The sequence below is a fragment of the Aldersonia sp. NBC_00410 genome (assembly GCF_026342035.1).
Lineage (GTDB): Bacteria > Actinomycetota > Actinomycetes > Mycobacteriales > Mycobacteriaceae > Aldersonia.
The window spans coordinates 266,948-284,955 of the sequence record NZ_JAPENM010000004.1 but is presented as its reverse complement, the minus strand read 5'-3'; the positions used below and the strand labels follow the sequence as shown (position 1 = coordinate 284,955).

Genomic DNA, 18,008 nt, shown 5'->3' with positions numbered 1-18,008 from the left:
CAGCCCGTCAGGTCTGCGTGTGGTGGGTGATCGAACCGCGCAGGTCGGGTTCATCGGCGACCACATGGAGATCCGGTCGGGGTTCGGGTGCGCTGTGGTTACCGCGCCAGGCGAGCATCGACCACCGCGAGAGCCCGGACAGTGCCGAACCGAGGCTGGCGAATGACGCGCTCGAGATCACCGAACCGAACGAGTACGCCGAGCCGACCGAGAGAATCGATCCGACGCTACCGATTGACAGAATCGAGTACGCCGAGCCGATCGACAGGATTGATCTCTCGGAGCGGATCGACAGAATCGACCGATGTGCGTGCCGCGAACGGATGGACCGGCTGTCAGTCGCCACCAGCCGGGTCTACCACATCGCGTGATCAGGCAGCGACATTTGCCCGGATCAGGCGACGGTGAACAAGCCGATCGTCGGCAGGAACTCGCACGTGAGCGGTGCCTCGCCCTCCGCCTGCGTGGTCAGCGAACCGGAGACGACCGCGATCACGCGACCCGCGCCGGTGTCGGCGACCGTGCTCAGCGTTGCCGGGCCGTCGGGGTGGTTGATCTGGGCCTTGTCGGTGAGGTCCTGAGTCGCCGTCTTGCGGGTGTCGAGGTTCAGCCAGGTCACCGTGAGTGGCTTCGCCTGCGTGGCCGCCGGCACCGCGGTGCCGAGTGCGGTGAACACGAAGCCGGTCTGGTGCTCTTTCGGTCCCGGCGGCGGGAGCGCGGCGGGGCCGGGCACGGCGAGTGCCGCACCGATCGAGTCGCCACCACCGGAGATGCAGTCTTGCCCGACGGTCGGGTAGAGGAACTGCGCGATGACGGGGCCGTTCTTGGGAATCTCCGGTCCGCCGCCGCCGCTGCCATCGAGGAAGGTGATGACGCGCTCGAGCGTCGACTTGATCTCGGGTGGCAGCGGTGCGTTCTCGATCAGGGTGCGTGCCTGCGCGAGCAGCTGCTCCTGCGGGTCGCCGGCGGCAACCTCGTGTGGCTTGCTCAGCGCGGCCGCGTCGGTGGGAGCCGTCGGCTCCTTCGAATCCGCCGGGCCGACGACCGCGCCGATGATGGCGGGCGCGAGGGCTGCCAGCGCGTCGACCGGGACGCCGGCCTGCACCGCGGGATGGAATAACGCCGCAACGTCGAGCGGCAGGCCCGGTACGGCAGTAGGCGCCGGTGCCGGCTGCGCCGGGGCGGCGACCGCGGCGGTGGCGGTGCCGAGGGTGGCGCAAGCGGTCAGCGCTACTGCAACGGCAGCTCGCCGCATCTCTCGGGTGCGATGCACTCTGTCCCATCCTCCGTATCTCGGGCAACCGGCCATAACGGACTGTTACCGACTCGCGACGACACTCTATATGTAACGAAGCGCGAACAAGTACAGCCGGTCGGTTTCGCGCGCAAGCCTGGTTCGGTCGGCGGCGACACATACAGGGGAACGCTTTCCGAGCGTATCGTGTTACGCGTGTGACTCATGTGACTAGTGATGCAATTGTTACTACGCATTCGCCCTGCGCCGGTGTCGTCCGATGCCGAACGTTAGTCTCGTTGCGACCCGATTGCCTCCCGTAGCCGAGCACGAGGACCCCGTTCGTGAGCCCCCTGTCGTGAGCACGCCCGTCGTGAGCAGAATGCTTCGACTTGCCCCGGTGCTCCTCGGTCTCGCGGTCCTCGCGCGGCTGCTCTGGATGTTCCTGCTGCCGAGCGGCTTCAACCTCGTCGATCTGCACGTCTACGTCGACGGCTCGGCCACGCTGTCCGACGGGGATCTCTACGACTTCACCTACGCCGAGGTCACACCCGATTTTCCGTTGCCGTTCACCTACCCGCCGTTCGCCGCGCTGGTCTTCTATCCGCTGCACTTCCTGCCGATCGAGGTGGTCGGCGTCGTGTGGACGCTGGCGTCGGTGGCCGCGCTCTACGCGGTCGTGCGGATCAGCCTGAACCTCGTGCTCGGCGAACGCGGCGCGCAGCCGCAGTCGCGCTCTTACGCGATGCTGTGGACCGCGGTCGGCATGTGGACCGAACCGGTGCGAACCACACTGGACTACGGCCAGGTGAACGTCTTTCTCGTGCTCGGCGTGATGGTCGCGGTGGCAAGCACCCGTTGGTGGCTGTCCGGACTGCTCATCGGCGTCGTGGCCGGGATCAAGCTGACCCCTGCGGTATCCGGGCTCTATTTCGTCGCCCAGCGCCGCTGGGCGACGGTCGTCTGGTCTGCGGTGGTCTTCGCCGCAACCATCGGCCTCAGCTACCTCGTCGCCGGCAAACAGGCGCACGAGTATTTCGGCACGCTGCTCGGTGACGCGTCGCGGATCGGGCCGGTCGGCTCGGTCTGGAACCAGTCGCTGCGCGGCGCGCTCAGCCGGTTGGTCGGGCACGACGTCGAAACCGGCGCGCTGCTGGTCGCAGGCCTGGCGGTGCTCGCACTGCTTGCCGTGCTGGCCTGGCGATCACTCGCCCGGGACGACCGACTCGGCACGCTCATCGTGGTGCAACTGTTCGGCCTGATGCTCTCGCCGATCTCCTGGTCGCATCACTGGGTGTGGATCGTGCCGATGGCGATCTGGTTGTTGCACGGCCCGTACGGCGACCGGATGGGTGCGCGCGTCGTCGCCGGGTATTGGCTGGTCACGTCGCTGGTCGGTGTCGCGTGGGTGCTGAGCTTCTTCCAGGACTCGATCTGGCTGGTCTCGCGTCCGGGGTTGCTCGCCTGGCTCGGCGCGGTGGACGCGATCGGCGTGCTCGCCTTCTACGGCCTGCTGATCGGCTACCGGGTGCGCGACGAGCGCCGTGCCGCTACCGATCGGAGGTCAGCAGATCGATCTGTCGCGCCATCGACACGTCCGCTTCGGTAAGCCCGCCTTCCGAGTGCGTGGACAGCGTCAGTGTGACCTTCCGCCACCGAATGTCGATATCGGGGTGATGGTTGGCCTCCTCGGCCGCTTCGCCGACCCGGCGAACGAACTCGATCGCATCCGGAAAACTCGGCAATTCGACGGTCCGAGAGATCGCGTCGCCGTCGCGGGTCCAGTCCGGGAGGTTGGCGAGTCGGGTCTGTAGTTCGGCGTCGGTGAGAAGTGTCGCCATACCGCATGATGTTAGTCATGCAGGAAGTGGTGGCGGCGGCCATTTTCCGCAATGGCCGGCTATTGCTGGCGCAGCGCACCCGGCCGCCCGAACTCGCCGGAATGTGGGAACTGCCCGGCGGAAAAGTGGAACCGGGCGAAACGCCTGCGCAGTCGCTGCGGCGCGAGTTGCGCGAGGAACTCGGCGTCGAAGCCAACGCGGGTGACCGGATCGGCGTCGACGTGCCGCTACCTGGCGATATGGTGCTGCGCGCGTACCTGGCGCGGTTGGAATCCGGCGAGCCGGCCGCACTGGATCATGCCGAACTGCGCTGGGTGGACGCGGCCGAGCTGACCGCGATCGACCTGGTGCCCAACGACCGGCGCTGGCTCGACGATCTGCTGGCCGAACTCGCCGCCGGCGCTTGCGCCGGCCGAGTCGCCGCCGCCGCTACCGCTCGCGCGCCGCACGAAGCGCCTTGCGCAGATGCTTCCCCTGCAGGCCGTCGTCCTGGGCCCGCTGCATCCGCTTGATCACCACCGGGCAGCGCACACAGCGTTTGCGACTGCGGCAGCACTTCTTCTTCGGTTTCAGCGAGGCGACTTTCGCCGCGTCGGCCTTACCCATGTGTGCCGCGCCCTTCGTTGGGGATGGTTGGCCGCATGTTAGCCATCGGTGGGCCCGATCCGATATGCCATGCCGTCTGTCGATGCGGTGATGAACGTCACCCGATATCGAACGACCAGGTCTTTTGGCGCGCGGCGGCACGAGCGACGTGCACCGGGCGGTAGGGTATTCGTGGCTGCGGTGTAAACCCTTGCGGCCGGAATCGGGCGTTTCGCAGCTGCGGTCGCCGCAAGTCGTCGCGCGGGCGAGGGGCCGAATCGGTCGTTGTCGTGCGGCAGGACAACCAGGAGCACAGCGTGTCGAGCCCAGAAACCACGATGTTGCGGACATTCCGCAACGTCGCCATCGTCGCGCACGTCGACCACGGCAAGACCACGCTCGTCGACGCCATGCTGCGGCAGTCCGGTGCCTTCGCCGAGCGGGCCGAGTTGGTGGACCGGGTGATGGACTCCGGTGACCTGGAACGCGAGAAGGGCATCACCATCCTCGCGAAGAACACCGCTGTGCACCGGCACAACCCGGACGGTTCGATCACCGTCATCAACGTGATCGACACTCCCGGCCACGCCGACTTCGGCGGCGAGGTGGAGCGCGGCCTGTCCATGGTCGACGGCGTCGTGCTGCTCGTGGACGCCTCCGAGGGTCCGCTGCCGCAGACCCGCTTCGTGCTGCGCAAGGCGCTCGCGTCGTCGCTGCCGGTGATCCTCGTGGTCAACAAGACCGACCGTCCCGACGCCCGTATCGAGGAGGTCGTCTCGGAAAGCCACGATCTGCTGCTCGATCTGGCCTCCGATCTGGACGACGAGGCCGCCGAGGCCGCGGAACTCGCCCTCGACCTCCCCGTCCTGTATGCCTCCGGTCGTGAGGGCAAAGCGTCCAAAGTCGCGCCCGCGGATGGTCACGCACCGGATGCCGAGAATCTCGACGACCTGTTCGACGTGCTGCTGAACTACGTGCCTGCGCCGAAGGGGAACGTCGATGCGCCGCTGCAGGCGCATGTGACCAACCTGGACGCCTCCACCTTCCTCGGTCGGATTGCGCTGGTCCGCATCCATAACGGCGAGCTGACCAAGGGACAGACGGTCTCCTGGTGCCGCGAGGTCGACGGCGAACCCGTCGTCACCAAGGCCAAGATCACCGAACTGCTCGCCACCACCGGCGTCGAGCGCCACCCCGCCGAGAAGGCCGTGGCCGGTGACATCGTCGCCGTCGCCGGTTTCCCCGACATCATGATCGGCGACACGCTCGCCGATCTCGACAACCCGGTCCCGTTGCGGCGGATCACCGTCGACCAGCCGGCCATCTCGGTGACCATCGGCACCAACACCTCGCCGCTCGTCGGCCGGGTTAAGGGACACAAGCTGACGGCGCGCATGGTGAAGTCCCGTCTCGATCAGGAGCTGGTCGGCAACGTCTCGCTCAAGGTCCTCGACATCGGCCGACCCGACGCCTGGGAGGTACAGGGCCGTGGTGAGCTCGCGCTCGCCATTCTCGTGGAGCAGATGCGTCGCGAGGGCTTCGAGCTGACCGTCGGTAAGCCGCAGGTGGTCACCCGCGAGGTCGACGGCAAGGTGCACGAGCCTTACGAGGAGCTCACCATCGACTCCCCCGAGGAGTTCCTCGGGGCCATCACCCAGCTCCTCGCCGGCCGCAAGGGCAAGATGGTGCAGATGGCCAACCACGGCGCGGGCTGGGTACGGATGGAGTTCATCGTTCCGTCGCGCGGCCTGATCGGTTTCCGCACCGACTTCCTCACCGAGACCCGCGGCACCGGCATTGCCAACGCCGTGTTCCACGGTTACGCGCCGTGGGCGGGCGAGATCCGCGCCCGCCACACCGGCTCGCTCGTCTCGGACCGCACCGGCAGCGTCACACCGTTCGCGATGATCCAGCTCGCCGACCGCGGCACCTTCTTCGTCGAGCCCGGCGCCGACACCTACGAGGGCATGGTGGTGGGCATCAACCCCCGCCAGGAGGACCTCGACATCAACGTCACCCGCGAGAAGAAGCTGACCAACATGCGTCAGTCCTCCGCCGACGTGATGGAGACGCTCGCCAAGCCCATCAAGCTGGAACTCGAAGGCGCGATGGAGTTCTGTGCCGGCGACGAGTGTGTCGAGGTCACTCCGGAGGTCGTGCGCGTACGCAAGGTGCACCTGTCGGCTACCGACCGGGCCCGGGAGCGGTCGCGGTCCAAGGCACGTGACCGCGCCGCGCTGTAGCGTCGCGGGCGGAAAGGGCATCTCTCGGTGGTAGGCGGTTCGACGCGACGCGGTGTGGGAGCGATCTTTGCCGTGGCGTGCGCGGTACTGGCCGTGACGTCGTGCACCGCGAACCCGCCACCACCGATCGAGAGCACCGAAACGCCGAAGACCCCGACCACGACCGCCGACCGCAACACCGTCGTGGTGGGGATCGACGACATCGGTGAGGGCTTCAACCCGCATCTGCTCGCAAATCTGTCGCCCGCCTCGGCCGCGGTCGCGACTCTGGTGCTGCCGAGCCCGTTCCGCCCGGTCGCCACGCCGGAGGGCGGGACCGGCTGGGTGCCGGACAGTTCGGTGGTGACCTCGGCCGAGGTCACCAACCAGGAACCGTTCACGATCACCTATCAGCTGCGCCAGGACGCCCAGTGGTCGGACGGTGCGCCGATTGCGGCGGAGGACTTCCGCTATCTGTGGCAGCAGATGACCAGCACCCCGGGCGTGGTGGATCCCGCGGGTTACGACCTGATCGCCGATGTCGGTTCCTCCGGTGGGGGCAAGACCGTGACCGTCACGATGGCCGCGCCCTACCCGGCCTGGCGCGAACTGTTCACCGACCTGGTGCCCTCCCATCTGGTGAAGGACGCCCCCGGCGGATTCGAACGCGGACTCGGCGACACGATCGCGGTGTCCGGCAGCCGGTTTCATATCAAGTCCGTGGACCGTGGCCGCGACGAGATCCTGCTCGAACGCAACGACCGGTTCTGGGATCAGCCGGCCACGCCCGACCAGATTCTGATGCGGCGCGGTGGGTCATCGGCGCAGCTCGCCGATTCGATGCGGTCGAACGACGCGCAGGTCGCCGAGGTGCACGGCGCCTCCGGAACCAAGGCGCAATTATCGGCGATCCCCGGCGTGCGCACCGGCATCGTCTTCCAGCCGCGCGTGCTGCAGGTGGCCTTCAACGGGCGCACCGGAGCGTTCGCCGACCAACGAGTGCGCACCGCGCTGTTCGGCCTGCTCGACCCCGACTTGCTCACCGTCGTCGGCGCCGACACCGCGAACGAGGCGCGGCCCGCGCGTGGCCAGGTGCTCGCGCCCTCGGATCCGGGCTACGTCGCGACCGTGCCGCCGTGGCCGGAGGGTGCGGCCGCCTACGACCTGCTCGCGCAGGCGGGTTACCGGCCCGATCCGGCGGTACCGCCATCCGGTTCCACCGCGGCGGCGCCGCCGATGTCGACCGCGGCGGCGCCGCCGATGTCGACCGCGGCAGCGCCGACCGCGGTACCGACCTCGGCCCCGCTGACCATCGCCGGTCGGCGTCTCGCGGTGCGGATCGGCGCGCCGCAGAACGACGAGACCGCCGTTGCGGTGGCGAATACGGTCGCCGACCAGTGGCGCACCGCGGGCGTCGACGCGACGGTGCGCCAGATTGCGCCCGACGATCTCTACGGCAGCGATTTGCTCGACGGCGACATCGACGCGGTGGTCGGCTGGGTGCGGGCCGGCTCCGACCCGGCGACCGCGCTGGCATCGCGGTTCGGCTGCCCGCTGCCGGCGTCCGATGAGACCGATGGGCGCGCGCCGGCGGACGGCTCACCGACGCCGAAGCCGGCTCCGAGCGCGTCGACGCCGACACCACCCGTTCCCGCCGGACAGTCCACGCGGGCGCCGAGCAACCTGTCCGGGGTCTGCGATCCGGGCCTGCAGATCGGCATCGACGCGGCACTGCGCGGGCTCGGTGACGTGCCCATGCTGATTGCGGCTGCCGAACCGGCTTTGTGGCGGCTGGCGACGGTGCTGCCGGTGCTGCAGGACACCAGTGTTGTCGCCGCCGGCCCGGGGGTCATCGGCGTGTCGCTGGTCGGGCCGATTCAGACCGGCATCTTCAGCGACGCGACCGGATGGAGCCTTGTTCCGAGATGAACCCTGTACCGAGATGAACCTTGTACCGAGATGAACCTTGTACCGAGATGAGCCGGACACAGAGATGAGCGTGGACCCGATACCACCGAACGATGGCACGGTCGCGCGGCGCATGCTGCTCGTCCACGCGCACCCCGACGACGAGACCATCACCACCGGCGGCACGATCGCCCGCTACGCCGCGGCCGGTGTCGAGGTGACCGTGCTGACCTGCACGCTCGGCGAGGAAGGCGAGGTGATCGGTGCGCAGTGGGCCGGCCTGACCGCCGATGCGGCCGACCAACTCGGCGGCTACCGCGTCCTCGAATTGACCCGCGCGCTGGCCGCACTCGGGGCGGCCGGACCGCGTTTCCTCGGCGGCGCGGGACGCTGGCGCGACTCCGGCATGGCGGGGACACCGGCAGCGGCGAACCCGCGGGCGTTTGTCAACGCCGATGCGGACGAGGTCGTCGGCGAGCTCGTGGCGGTGATCCGGGAACTGCGCCCGCACGTCGTGGTCTGTTACGACGAGGTGGGCGGTTATGGCCACCCCGATCACATTCGGGCACACCGGATCTGCACCGACGCCCTGGCGCTCGCCGGCAGTGACGAAGACCCGGATCGTGGTGCGCCGTGGGATCCGGCGAAGTTCTACTGGACGGTCACCGACGCGGCCGCGCTCGCGGCCGCGCAGGCCGGCATCACCGAGGTACCGCGGGGCTGGCGGCGGCCCGAGCCGGGGGAGATCTGGACCGTCGATCCTGCGGTGGTCACCACGGCGATCGATGTGTCGGAGGTCTACCTGGCGAAGTCGAACGCGCTGCGGGCGCACGCCACGCAAGTGACGGTCGCCCATTCGGGCACCGAATATGCCTTGTCCAACAACATCATTGCGCCGATCCTGCGCGAGGAGCAGTTCGTACTGGTGAGCGGGCAACTCGGACCGGTGGACGCGGCGGGTCGGGAGACCGACCTGTTCGCCGGTATTGCGGAGCCGGCCCGGTGACGCCTCTGCTGGACCGGGTCACGCTCGGTGTGCTCGTATTCGACGGTTTCCTCAGCGCGGTCCTCGGTGTGCTGTTTCTGCCGACCTATCTCGGTGCGGTCGCGTTTCCGATCAGCGCGCTGATCTCCGGGCTGGCCAACGTGGTGCTGGTTCTGATCGCGCGCACGATCACCGGACCGACGCGCCGCGCCGGGTGGCCGCTCGTCGGCTGGGGCGCGGGTTTCCTGCTGTGCGCGTTGGGCGGCCCGGGGGGCGATGTGCTGCTGATCCAGTCGTGGCAGTCGTTGCTGCTGCTCGCGTTGGGTTTGGTGCCGGCCGGTTATCTGATCTTTCGTGACATGGCCGCGCCGGTCGCCCGCTGAAGTCCTGCTGCCGTGGCAGCAGTCGCAAGCACCTGCTCCAGCATTGCCGGCGTCAGCCGTCCGGTGAAGGTGTTCTGCTGACTGACGTGGTAGCAGCCGAAGAGTTCCAGCGGGTTTTCGCGGCCGGACAGCGTGACATGCGCGCCGTGACCGAACTTGGGCCGTGGCCGCGGCACCGCCCATCCGCTTGCGGCCAGGACCGGTAACAGCGCCTGCCAGCCGAAGCCGCCGAGCACGACGATCGCCCGCAATGTCGGTGCGAGCAGCGGTAGTTCGGTCTCCAGCCAGCTGCGGCAACGGTCGCGCTCGGCAGGGGTCGGCTTGTTGTCCGGCGGTGCGCAGTGCACCGGCGCGGTGATCCGGGTGCCGAAGAGTTCGAGGCCGTCGTCGAGTCGGGTGGCCGTCGGTTGGCTCGCCAGGCCGACCGCATGCAGCGCGGCATAGAGTACGTCGCCACTGCGATCGCCGGTGAACATTCGCCCGGTGCGGTTGGCGCCGTGCGCGGCCGGTGCCAGCCCGACGATCAAGAGCCGCGCGTCCGGCGGCCCGAATCCGGGAACTGGCCTGCCCCAATATGTTTCGTCGCGGTAGGCCGCGCGCTTGTCGTGGGCGACCTGCTCTCGCCAGGCGACCAGGCGCGGGCAGGCGCGGCACTGGGTGACTGCAGCGTCGAGCGCGGTGATGCTGTCGATGCCTGCGGCGGTCACTCAACCATTGTGCGCGCGCTGTGGACGGCCCAGCGATCGCCCGCGCCCGGCTGCGCCTGCTCAACCAGATCCCAAGCCTGCCCGGCCGGCAAGTCCGCCACGTCGTAGCGGCCGGCGCCGGCCGCAGTGGCCGCCGAAACCGTCGCCAAGCCCGCACGGCGCTGAAAGAAGCTCTGCCGCACCGTCCAGCCCACGATGCCGTCTGCCTCGATGCAGTGCCGTTCGCGGTCGAGCGAGCCGCTGCGGGTGATCAGCCAGTTCGGTTCGGTTTCCAGTACCGCGTGGCCGAGGCCGCGGTAGCGGTCCCAGGCCAGCGCGAGTGCTGCCGTCGCGAGTACCGCCACGGCGAGCCATGCCGGCCACGGAATCGGTGCGCCGGCAAGCTGCGCGATCGCGAGGCCGAGGGCGCCGAGCAACACCGGCAGCACCGCCCGCGTAACCCGTCGGCGCGCCGCGGCAGGCCCGTGCGTGCGCAGCCCGACCGAGTACTGCGCCGCCGAGCCGAGCAGATGATTCATCACCCGATCGACCTCGCCGCGCGGCGACTGCGGAAGCACCTTCTGCTGCCGTCGGCTCCCGGTCATGATTGCCTCGACTTCGCCGCCACCGACCGCGCGCAGGAGCAGGGGTTCGGCGACGGTCGCGCCGCGCAGCCGGTTGCGATCGAGTGTGACGGCCCGCGTGGTCAGCACGCCGCTTTCGCAGTGCAGGGTGGCGCCGTCGTCCACGACGCGCAACCCGCCCCAGCGCAGCAGATAGGACGCGCACGCGGCCGCACTGGTCAGGGCGAGCAGTAGCGCAATTCCGATCACCACCGCGACCAGCACGCCGAGCCGTTCCGCGGCATGAACCCCGCCGGTGACCGCGCCCGATTCGGCTACCCATTCGACCGCGCCGTACTGCGCCAGCAGCCCCGCGACCGGCGCGACGATGGCCAGCCCGGTCAGCGAAAGCGGCGCGTAGCGGACCCAACCGGGGGAGAAGTGCGCGATCTCGATGCCAACCGGTGGAGCCGGCCGAACCGGTGCTTCGTCGGGTGCGGTTTCCGCCGGTGCCGTGCGCAGCAGCGCCGCCCGCAATTGCGGCACGCCGCGAGCATCGAGCGCGTTGAGCCGGAAACCGGTGTCCTTGCGCTCCTGCCGACCCGTGCCGACATGCACCACCGCGAGACCGAGCGCTCGGTGCAGCAGCGTCGACTCGACGTCCACCGATCGGATCCGCGAGCGCGGTACCGAGAGCAACTTGCGCTGGAACAGTCCGGTGCGCAGTTCGATGTGCACCGGCCCGATCCGGTAGGTCGTGGTGAACCAGCGGGCGATCGCGAGGCCGACCACGACGGCCAGACCGAGCAGGCCCCACACATGGTTGTCGCTTCGGCTGCCCAGCAGCACGGCCGCGAGGAGGGCAGGCGCGAGCCGCACCGCCTCGTGCACCGGATGGACGAGCAGCATGCGCCGGTCGAGCCGCCGCCAGGGCAACACCTCCTCGTGGGCCTGCGCCGCCGCGCCCTGCTCGGGCGGTGGCACCGAGATCGTCACGTCGCGTCCTCGCCGGTGCCGCCGGCGATCGCGGTGAGCCGTGCGACGGTCCGCTCGGCGACATCGAGATCGAGCGCGGTGATCTTCACCGCGCCCGCGGCCGAGGCCGTGGTGACCGTGACGGTGGCCAGCCCGAGCAGCCGGTCGATCGGTCCGCGCTCGGTGTCCACGGTCTGCACTCGCGAGATCGGTGCGATCCGGCGCTCCTGGTTGAACCAGCCGGTCCTGGTGTAGACGGCGTTCTCGCTGATCTCCCAGCGGTGCACCGCGTAGCGCCAGGCGGGTACCACCCCGATGTGCACGGCGCCGGCGACCAGCGTTGCCACGAGGGCCACCGCGTGCCAGCGGGCGATCGAACCGTCGGCGACTGCCCACACCACCTGCGCGACGAGTACGACGAGCCAGAGCAGCGCGGCATTGATCGCCCACAACCAGCGCGCTTTGTGGCTGGGCCGCCAGGCCGGGTCGACCATCGTCACGCGCGACATGTCGCCATGCTCCCCGAACACCGCCGAACCGTCCACGACCAGCACGTCAGCCCCCACGGTGGCAGGCCGGGTCCGGGGTGGCGCATGATCGACGTCGTGACCCTGCTGCCGGATCCGACTGTGCCCGCCAAACTCGCGCCTGTGCCGACATCCTCGGCGGCGCGTCCGGTGCCGACGTCGTCGGCGATGCGACGGGTGCTGCGCCGCGCTCGCGACGGCGCCACGCTCAACGTCGACGAGGCCGAGGTGCTGCTGACCGCCCGCGGCGACGACCTCGCCGACCTGTGTCGTTCGGCGGCACGGGTGCGCGACGTGGGGCTGGAATCCGCGGGCCGGCCGAAGACGGTCAGCTATTCGCGCAAGGTGTTCATCCCGCTCACCCGGCTGTGCCGGGACAAATGCCACTACTGCACGTTCGTCACCGTGCCGGGCAAGCTGCGGGCCGAGGGGCGCGGCGCCTACCTCGAACCGGACGAGGTGCTCGATATCGCCCGCCGGGGCGCGGAGCTGGGCTGCAAGGAGGCACTGTTCACCCTCGGTGACCGCCCCGAGGACCGCTGGCCCGAGGCCAAGCAGTGGCTCGACGAGCGTGGCTACGACTCCACGCTGGACTACGTGCGCGCGATGTCCATCCGGGTGCTGGAAGAGACCGGGTTGCTGCCCCATCTCAATCCCGGCGTGCTCAGCTGGGAGGAGATGTCGCGGCTCAAGCCGGTCGCGCCGTCGATGGGCATGATGCTCGAAACCACGTCGACCCGGCTGTTCACCGATCGCGGCGAATGCCACTACGGCAGCCCGGACAAGGACCCGGCCGTGCGGCTGCGCACCCTCACCGACGCGGGCCGATTGTCCGTGCCGTTCACCACCGGGATCCTGGTCGGCATCGGCGAGACGGTGCGCGAGCGGGCCGAGTCGATCATGGCGATCCGCAAGTCGCACAAGGCATTCGGGCACATTCAAGAAGTGATTGTGCAGAACTTCCTGGCCAAGGACGACACCGTGATGCGGCACGCCCCGAACGCGGGTATCGAGGAGTTCCGCGCCACCATCGCGGTGGCCCGCCTGTTGCTCGGGCCGCGGATGCGGATTCAGGCGCCACCGAACCTGGTGTCGGCGACCGAATGCCGCGAGCTGGTCGAGGCGGGTGTCGACGACTGGGGTGGTGTTTCGCCGCTCACGCCCGACCACGTCAACCCGGAACGGCCCTGGCCGAACCTGGACACGCTCGCCGAGATCACCGCGGATGCCGGCTACACGCTCACCGAACGCACCGCCGCACAGCCGGAATACGTCCTGGCGGGCTCGCCGTGGATCGACCCGAGGATCGCCCGCCACGTCGCCGCCCTCGCCGATCCGGCGACCGGACTCGCGCGTACCGATGTGACCCCGGTGGGATTGCCGTGGCAGGAACCCGACGAGTCGTGGGAGTCGGCCGGCCGCACCGACCTGCACGCCGCGATCGACACCGATGGGCGCAATACCGAGACGCGCAGCGACCTCGGCAGCGCGTTCGGCGACTGGGAAACCGTGCGCGAGCAGGTGTTGTCGTTGAGCGCGCCGGTGCGGGTGGACACCGACGTGCTGGCCGCGCTGCGCTCGGCCGAGCAGGACCCGGCCGGTTGCACCGATTCCGAGTACCTTGCGCTGGCAACTGCGGATGGTCCGGGGCTCGAGGCGATGACCGCATTGGCCAACGACCTGCGCCGGGAGACGGTAGGTGACGAGATCACCTACGTGGTGAACCGGAACATCAACTTCACCAACATCTGCTACACCGGCTGCCGGTTCTGCGCGTTCGCGCAGCGCAAGGGCGACGCGGACGCGTACACGCTGTCCACCGACGACGTCGCCGACCGTGCCTGGGAGGCGTACGTCGACGGCGCCACCGAGGTGTGCATGCAGGGCGGGATCGACCCCGAGCTGCCGGCGTCGGGCTACGCCGATCTGGTGCGGGCGGTGAAGAAGCGGGTGCCGTCCATGCACGTGCACGCGTTCAGCCCGATGGAGATCGTCAACGGCGCTGCGCGCTCGGGGCAGAGCATCCGGGACTGGCTGATCGAGCTGCGTGAGGCCGGGCTGGACACCATCCCGGGCACTGCCGCGGAGATCCTCGACGACGAGGTGCGCTGGGTGCTCACCAAGGGCAAGCTGCCGACGGCGAGCTGGGTCGAGGTGGTCACCACCGCGCATCAAGTGGGGCTGCGCTCGAGCTCGACGATGATGTACGGCCACGTCGACAACCCGAAACACTGGGTAGGCCATTTGCGGGTGCTGCGCGGGATCCAGGACGAGACCGGTGGGTTCACGGAGTTCGTTCCGCTGCCGTTCGTGCATCAGTCCGCGCCTCTTTACCTCGCGGGCGCGGCCCGGCCGGGGCCGACGAATCGGGACAATCGCGCGGTGCATGCCCTTGCCCGGATCATGCTGCACGGCCGTATCCACAACGTGCAGACCAGCTGGGTGAAGCTCGGCGTCACGGGCAGCCAGGTGATGCTCGAGGGCGGCGCGAACGATCTCGGCGGCACCCTGATGGAGGAGACCATCTCGCGCATGGCCGGGTCGCAGCACGGTTCGGCGAAGACGGTCGCCGAGTTGCGCGCGATCGCCGAGGGGATAGACCGGCCCGCCCGGGAGCGCACGACCAAGTACGCGCAGCGTGAGGGCAGCCCGGCGGCGTGAGCGGATCGGCACACGAACGAGCGTTGCCGGACCGGTGGGTGTGGTAAGGGCAGGCTTATTGGAATGCGTTCGATCGGCAGGGCGATACTCTTGCATCGAGCGACGCGATACGCCGATCGGCGCGTCGCACTCGCAGGTGACATCGAGTGGTAAGGGAAACGAGGGACGGCAGTGACGTACATTATCGCTGAGCCATGCGTGGACGTGATGGACAAGGCATGCATCGAGGAATGCCCTGTCGACTGCATCTACGAGGGCGGCAGGATGCTGTACATCCACCCCGACGAGTGCGTGGATTGCGGTGCGTGCGAACCGGTTTGCCCTGTCGAGGCGATCTTCTACGAGGATGACGCGCCGGACCAGTGGAACGGGTACGTCAGCGCCAACGCCGACTTCTTCGACGACCTGGGCTCCCCGGGCGGCGCAGCCAAGCTGGGCAAGGTCGATCACGACCCGGCGTTCATCAAGGAACTCCCGCCCATGGGTGAGGACTGATTTGACCAATCGGATCAGCCGTCGGCCGGTGTCGGCACGGCTTCCCGATTTCCCCTGGGACACCATCGCCGCGGCGAAGGCGACCGCGGCCGGACATTCCGGTGGCATCGTCGACCTCTCGGTCGGGACCCCGGTGGACCCCGTGGCGCCGGTGATTCGCAACGCACTCAGCGCCGCTTCCGACGCTCCCGGCTACCCGCTCACGGCGGGCACGCCGGAACTGCGTCAGGCGGCTGCGAAGGCGCTGTTGCGGCGCTACGGCATCGGCGGCATCGCCGATGACGCGGTGCTGCCGGCGATAGGGACCAAGGAACTGATCGCGGCGTTGCCGCATCAGCTCGGGTTGGGTCCAAGCGACCTGGTCGTCATCCCCGAGTTGGCCTACCCCACCTACGAGGTGGGTGCGCTGCTTGTCGGTGCGGAGGTGGTGCGCGCGGACGGGCTGACCCGACTCGGTCCGCAGTCGCCCGCGCTGATCTATGTGAATTCGCCGTCCAACCCGACCGGTCGGGTGCTCGGCGTGGACCATCTGCGCAAGGTGGTGGACTTCGCCCGCGAGCGTGGCGCCATTGTCGCCTCCGACGAGTGCTATCTGGGCCTGGTCTGGGAGGGGGCGCCTTCGGGTCGCTCCGCAGGCTCCGCTCCTTTTGCCCCCTCGATCCTCGATCCCGAGGTGTGCGGCGGCGACCACACAAATCTGCTTGCGGTGCATTCGCTGTCCAAGACGTCGAACCTCGCCGGTTACCGCGCCGGCTTCGTCACCGGCGACCCGGCCCTCGTCCGCGAACTGCTCGCCGTGCGCAAGCACGCGGGCATGATGCTGCCGTTCCCGGTGCAGGCCGCGATGACCGCCGCGCTGAACGACGACGAGCACGAGAACGAGCAGCGCGAGCGCTACCGCGCCCGGCGCGAGCGACTGCTCGCCGCGCTGCTCGGTGCCGGATTCACTGTCGATCATTCCGAGGCCGGTCTCTACCTGTGGGCCACCCGCGGCGAGCCTTGCCGCGACACGCTCGACTGGCTGGCCGCGCGCGGAATCCTCGTCGCACCCGGTGATTTCTACGGCCCCGGCGGTGCCGAGTACGTGCGGGTCGCGCTCACCGCGACCGATGAGCGGATCGAGGAAGCCGCGCTGCGTCTGGCGTGATGTTCGCGCGGTTTCGCCTCGGCACGTGCGGCGCCGCGCGGCCGATCTGGCGCTAACCTGGCGAGTGAAGCAGGAGCGGAGCCTGCGGAGCGACCCGAAAATACGGAGGGCGCCATGGATGCGATCACATCGGTTCCGGAACCCACCAACGAGCCGGTGCACGGTTACGCGCCGGGCAGTCCGGAGCGGGCCAGGATCACCGCGAAGCTGAAAGAGCTCGAAGCCGAGCCCATCGACGTACCCCTGGTCATCGGCGGCGAGCATCGCCGCGGCACCGGCGAGCGAGCCCAGATCGTCGAACCGCACGCACACCGCACCGTGCTGGGCAGCTACTCGCAGACCACCCACGAGGAGGCGCGCGCCGCGATCGACGCCGCGCTGGCCGCGGCCGGTGAATGGCGGGCGATGTCCTTCGACGATCGGGCTGCGATTCTGCTGCGCGCAGCTGATCTGCTGTCCGGATCGTGGCGCGAAACGATTGCCGCCGCCACGATGCTCGGCCAGTCCAAGAGCGTGGCGCAGGCCGAGATCGACGCGCCCTGCGAACTCGTCGACTTCTGGCGGTTCAACGTCGCTTTCGCGCGAAACATTCTCGCTCAGCAACCGAATTCTTCGCCGGGCGTGTGGAATCGGCTGGAATACCGACCGCTCGAGGGATTCGTCTACGCGATCACGCCGTTCAACTTCAGTGCGATCGCAGGCAACCTGCCGACCGCGCCCGCGTTGATGGGCAACACGGTGGTGTGGAAACCCTCGCCGACGCAGACGCTCGCGGCGTACCTGACCATGCGGCTGCTCGAGGAAGCAGGGCTGCCGCCCGGCGTGATCAACCTCGTCACCGGTGACGGGGCGCAACTGTCCGAGGTCGCGCTGGCCGATCCGCACCTGGCCGGCATCCATTTCACCGGGTCCACCAAGACCTTTCAGTACCTCTGGCGCGAGGTCGGGGCCAATATCGAACGCTACCGCGGTTATCCGCGGCTGGTCGGTGAGACGGGCGGCAAGGACTTCGTCGTCGCACACTCGTCCGCGGATCCGGACGTGCTGCGCACCGCACTCATTCGCGGCGCCTTCGAGTACCAGGGCCAGAAGTGTTCGGCCGCATCGCGCGCCTACATTCCGCGCTCGGTGTGGCGGCGAATGGGCGACGAATTCTTGGCGCAGGCAGACGAACTCGGCTATGGCGATGTCGCAGACCTGACCAACTTCGGCGGCGCAGTGATCGACCGGCGGGCCTACGACAAGAACGTCGCCGCGATCGAACGGGCCCGCGGCGCACCGGGTGTCGAGATCCCGGTCGGTGGGAAGTACGACGATACGGACGGCTGGTTCGTGCGCCCGACAGTGCTGCTCGCGCAGGACCCACGCGACGAAGCGTTCGCCACGGAGTACTTCGGTCCGATCCTGTCGGTACACGTCTACGACGACGCCGACCCCGGCGCATTCGCCGATGTGCTCGGCGAGGTCGAATCTGCCGCGCCGTACGCCCTGACCGGTGCGGTGGTCGCGCAGGACCGAGCGGCGGTAGCCGAGGCCGCGTCCGCACTGCGGTTCGCGGCGGGCAACTTCTACGTCAACGACAAGCCGACCGGTGCGGTGGTGGGGCAGCAGCCATTCGGTGGCGCGCGGGCGTCGGGCACCAATGACAAAGCGGGATCGCCGCTGAATCTGTTGCGCTGGACGTCGGCGCGCACGATCAAGGAGACCTTCGTGCCGCCGACCGACTACCGGTACCCGCATATGGGTGGCGACCTGTGAGTCGTCTGTCCAACCCGCTTCGTCCGGCGATCCTCGCC

At 69.0% G+C, this 18,008-nt stretch carries 15 protein-coding genes and 1 pseudogene; 10 read left to right on the top strand and 6 right to left on the bottom strand.

The window, feature by feature from the left end; all coding sequences use genetic code 11:
- Positions 1–7: 7 nt before the first annotated feature.
- Both OG921_RS11525 and OG921_RS11520 read right to left on the bottom strand, forming a co-directional pair.
- Positions 8–346: a hypothetical protein gene (locus tag OG921_RS11525; RefSeq protein WP_266112561.1), complete on the bottom strand. Its 339-nt coding sequence runs from the start codon at positions 344–346 to the stop codon at positions 8–10.
- A gap of 48 nt (positions 347–394) precedes the next feature.
- Positions 395–1,273, bottom strand: coding sequence for a hypothetical protein (locus OG921_RS11520; protein WP_266112560.1), 879 nt, complete (start codon positions 1,271–1,273; stop codon positions 395–397).
- Between the two features lie 319 nt (positions 1,274–1,592).
- Here OG921_RS11520 and OG921_RS11515 point away from each other — a divergent pair, with 319 nt between their 5' ends.
- Entirely contained in the window at positions 1,593–2,843 is a 1,251-nt protein-coding gene (locus OG921_RS11515; protein WP_266112559.1) for a mannosyltransferase, read from the top strand.
- On the opposite strand, the gene OG921_RS11510 is transcribed toward OG921_RS11515, so the two are convergent.
- Entirely contained in the window at positions 2,785–3,075 is a 291-nt protein-coding gene (locus OG921_RS11510) for a 4a-hydroxytetrahydrobiopterin dehydratase (protein ID WP_266112558.1), read from the bottom strand. The two genes, OG921_RS11515 and OG921_RS11510, sit on opposite strands and share 59 nt — an antisense overlap.
- 8 nt (positions 3,076–3,083) lie before the next feature.
- Here OG921_RS11510 and OG921_RS11505 point away from each other — a divergent pair.
- The 5 genes and pseudogenes from OG921_RS11505 to OG921_RS11485 form a co-directional block, all read left to right on the top strand.
- A pseudogene (locus OG921_RS11505) lies at positions 3,084–3,455 on the top strand ((deoxy)nucleoside triphosphate pyrophosphohydrolase); the annotation flags it as partial.
- Between the two features lie 543 nt (positions 3,456–3,998).
- The gene (gene typA, locus OG921_RS11500; RefSeq protein ID WP_266112802.1) at positions 3,999–5,903 is read left to right on the top strand and encodes a translational GTPase TypA; all 1,905 of its coding nucleotides are present in this window, start codon (positions 3,999–4,001) and stop codon (positions 5,901–5,903) included.
- Positions 5,904–5,957: 54 nt separating this feature from the next.
- Positions 5,958–7,811: an ABC transporter family substrate-binding protein gene (locus OG921_RS11495; protein ID WP_266112557.1), complete on the top strand. Its 1,854-nt coding sequence runs from the start codon at positions 5,958–5,960 to the stop codon at positions 7,809–7,811.
- Positions 7,812–7,875: 64 nt separating this feature from the next.
- Positions 7,876–8,796, top strand: coding sequence for an N-acetyl-1-D-myo-inositol-2-amino-2-deoxy-alpha-D-glucopyranoside deacetylase (gene mshB, locus OG921_RS11490; RefSeq protein ID WP_266112556.1), 921 nt, complete (start codon positions 7,876–7,878; stop codon positions 8,794–8,796).
- Positions 8,793–9,158 (top strand): hypothetical protein, encoded by a 366-nt coding sequence (locus OG921_RS11485; protein ID WP_266112555.1) that lies wholly within the window; start codon positions 8,793–8,795, stop codon positions 9,156–9,158. The genes mshB and OG921_RS11485 overlap by 4 nt, the downstream gene beginning before the upstream one ends.
- On the opposite strand, the gene OG921_RS11480 is transcribed toward OG921_RS11485, so the two are convergent.
- The 3 genes from OG921_RS11480 to OG921_RS11470 all read right to left on the bottom strand — a co-directional run bounded on the left by OG921_RS11480 (position 9,116) and on the right by OG921_RS11470 (position 11,891).
- Positions 9,116–9,865: a uracil-DNA glycosylase gene (locus OG921_RS11480; protein WP_266112554.1), complete on the bottom strand. Its 750-nt coding sequence runs from the start codon at positions 9,863–9,865 to the stop codon at positions 9,116–9,118. The two genes, OG921_RS11485 and OG921_RS11480, sit on opposite strands and share 43 nt — an antisense overlap.
- The gene (locus OG921_RS11475) at positions 9,862–11,316 is read right to left on the bottom strand and encodes a PH domain-containing protein (RefSeq protein ID WP_266112801.1); all 1,455 of its coding nucleotides are present in this window, start codon (positions 11,314–11,316) and stop codon (positions 9,862–9,864) included. The genes OG921_RS11480 and OG921_RS11475 overlap by 4 nt, the downstream gene beginning before the upstream one ends.
- Before the next feature lie 83 nt (positions 11,317–11,399).
- Positions 11,400–11,891, bottom strand: a complete 492-nt coding sequence (locus OG921_RS11470; protein WP_266112800.1) for a PH domain-containing protein — start codon at positions 11,889–11,891, stop codon at positions 11,400–11,402.
- A gap of 84 nt (positions 11,892–11,975) precedes the next feature.
- Here OG921_RS11470 and OG921_RS11465 point away from each other — a divergent pair, with 84 nt between their 5' ends.
- From OG921_RS11465 to pruA, 4 genes are all read left to right on the top strand, one after another.
- Entirely contained in the window at positions 11,976–14,570 is a 2,595-nt protein-coding gene (locus OG921_RS11465) for a bifunctional FO biosynthesis protein CofGH (RefSeq protein ID WP_266112553.1), read from the top strand.
- A gap of 171 nt (positions 14,571–14,741) precedes the next feature.
- Positions 14,742–15,065, top strand: coding sequence for a ferredoxin (gene fdxA, locus OG921_RS11460; RefSeq protein WP_266112552.1), 324 nt, complete (start codon positions 14,742–14,744; stop codon positions 15,063–15,065).
- A gap of 13 nt (positions 15,066–15,078) precedes the next feature.
- Positions 15,079–16,212, top strand: coding sequence for a succinyldiaminopimelate transaminase (gene dapC / locus OG921_RS11455; protein ID WP_266112799.1), 1,134 nt, complete (start codon positions 15,079–15,081; stop codon positions 16,210–16,212).
- Positions 16,213–16,326: 114 nt separating this feature from the next.
- Complete coding sequence (gene pruA, locus OG921_RS11450) at positions 16,327–17,970, top strand: L-glutamate gamma-semialdehyde dehydrogenase (RefSeq protein WP_266112550.1); 1,644 nt, start codon at positions 16,327–16,329, stop codon at positions 17,968–17,970.
- The last annotated feature ends 38 nt before the right edge of the window (positions 17,971–18,008 follow it).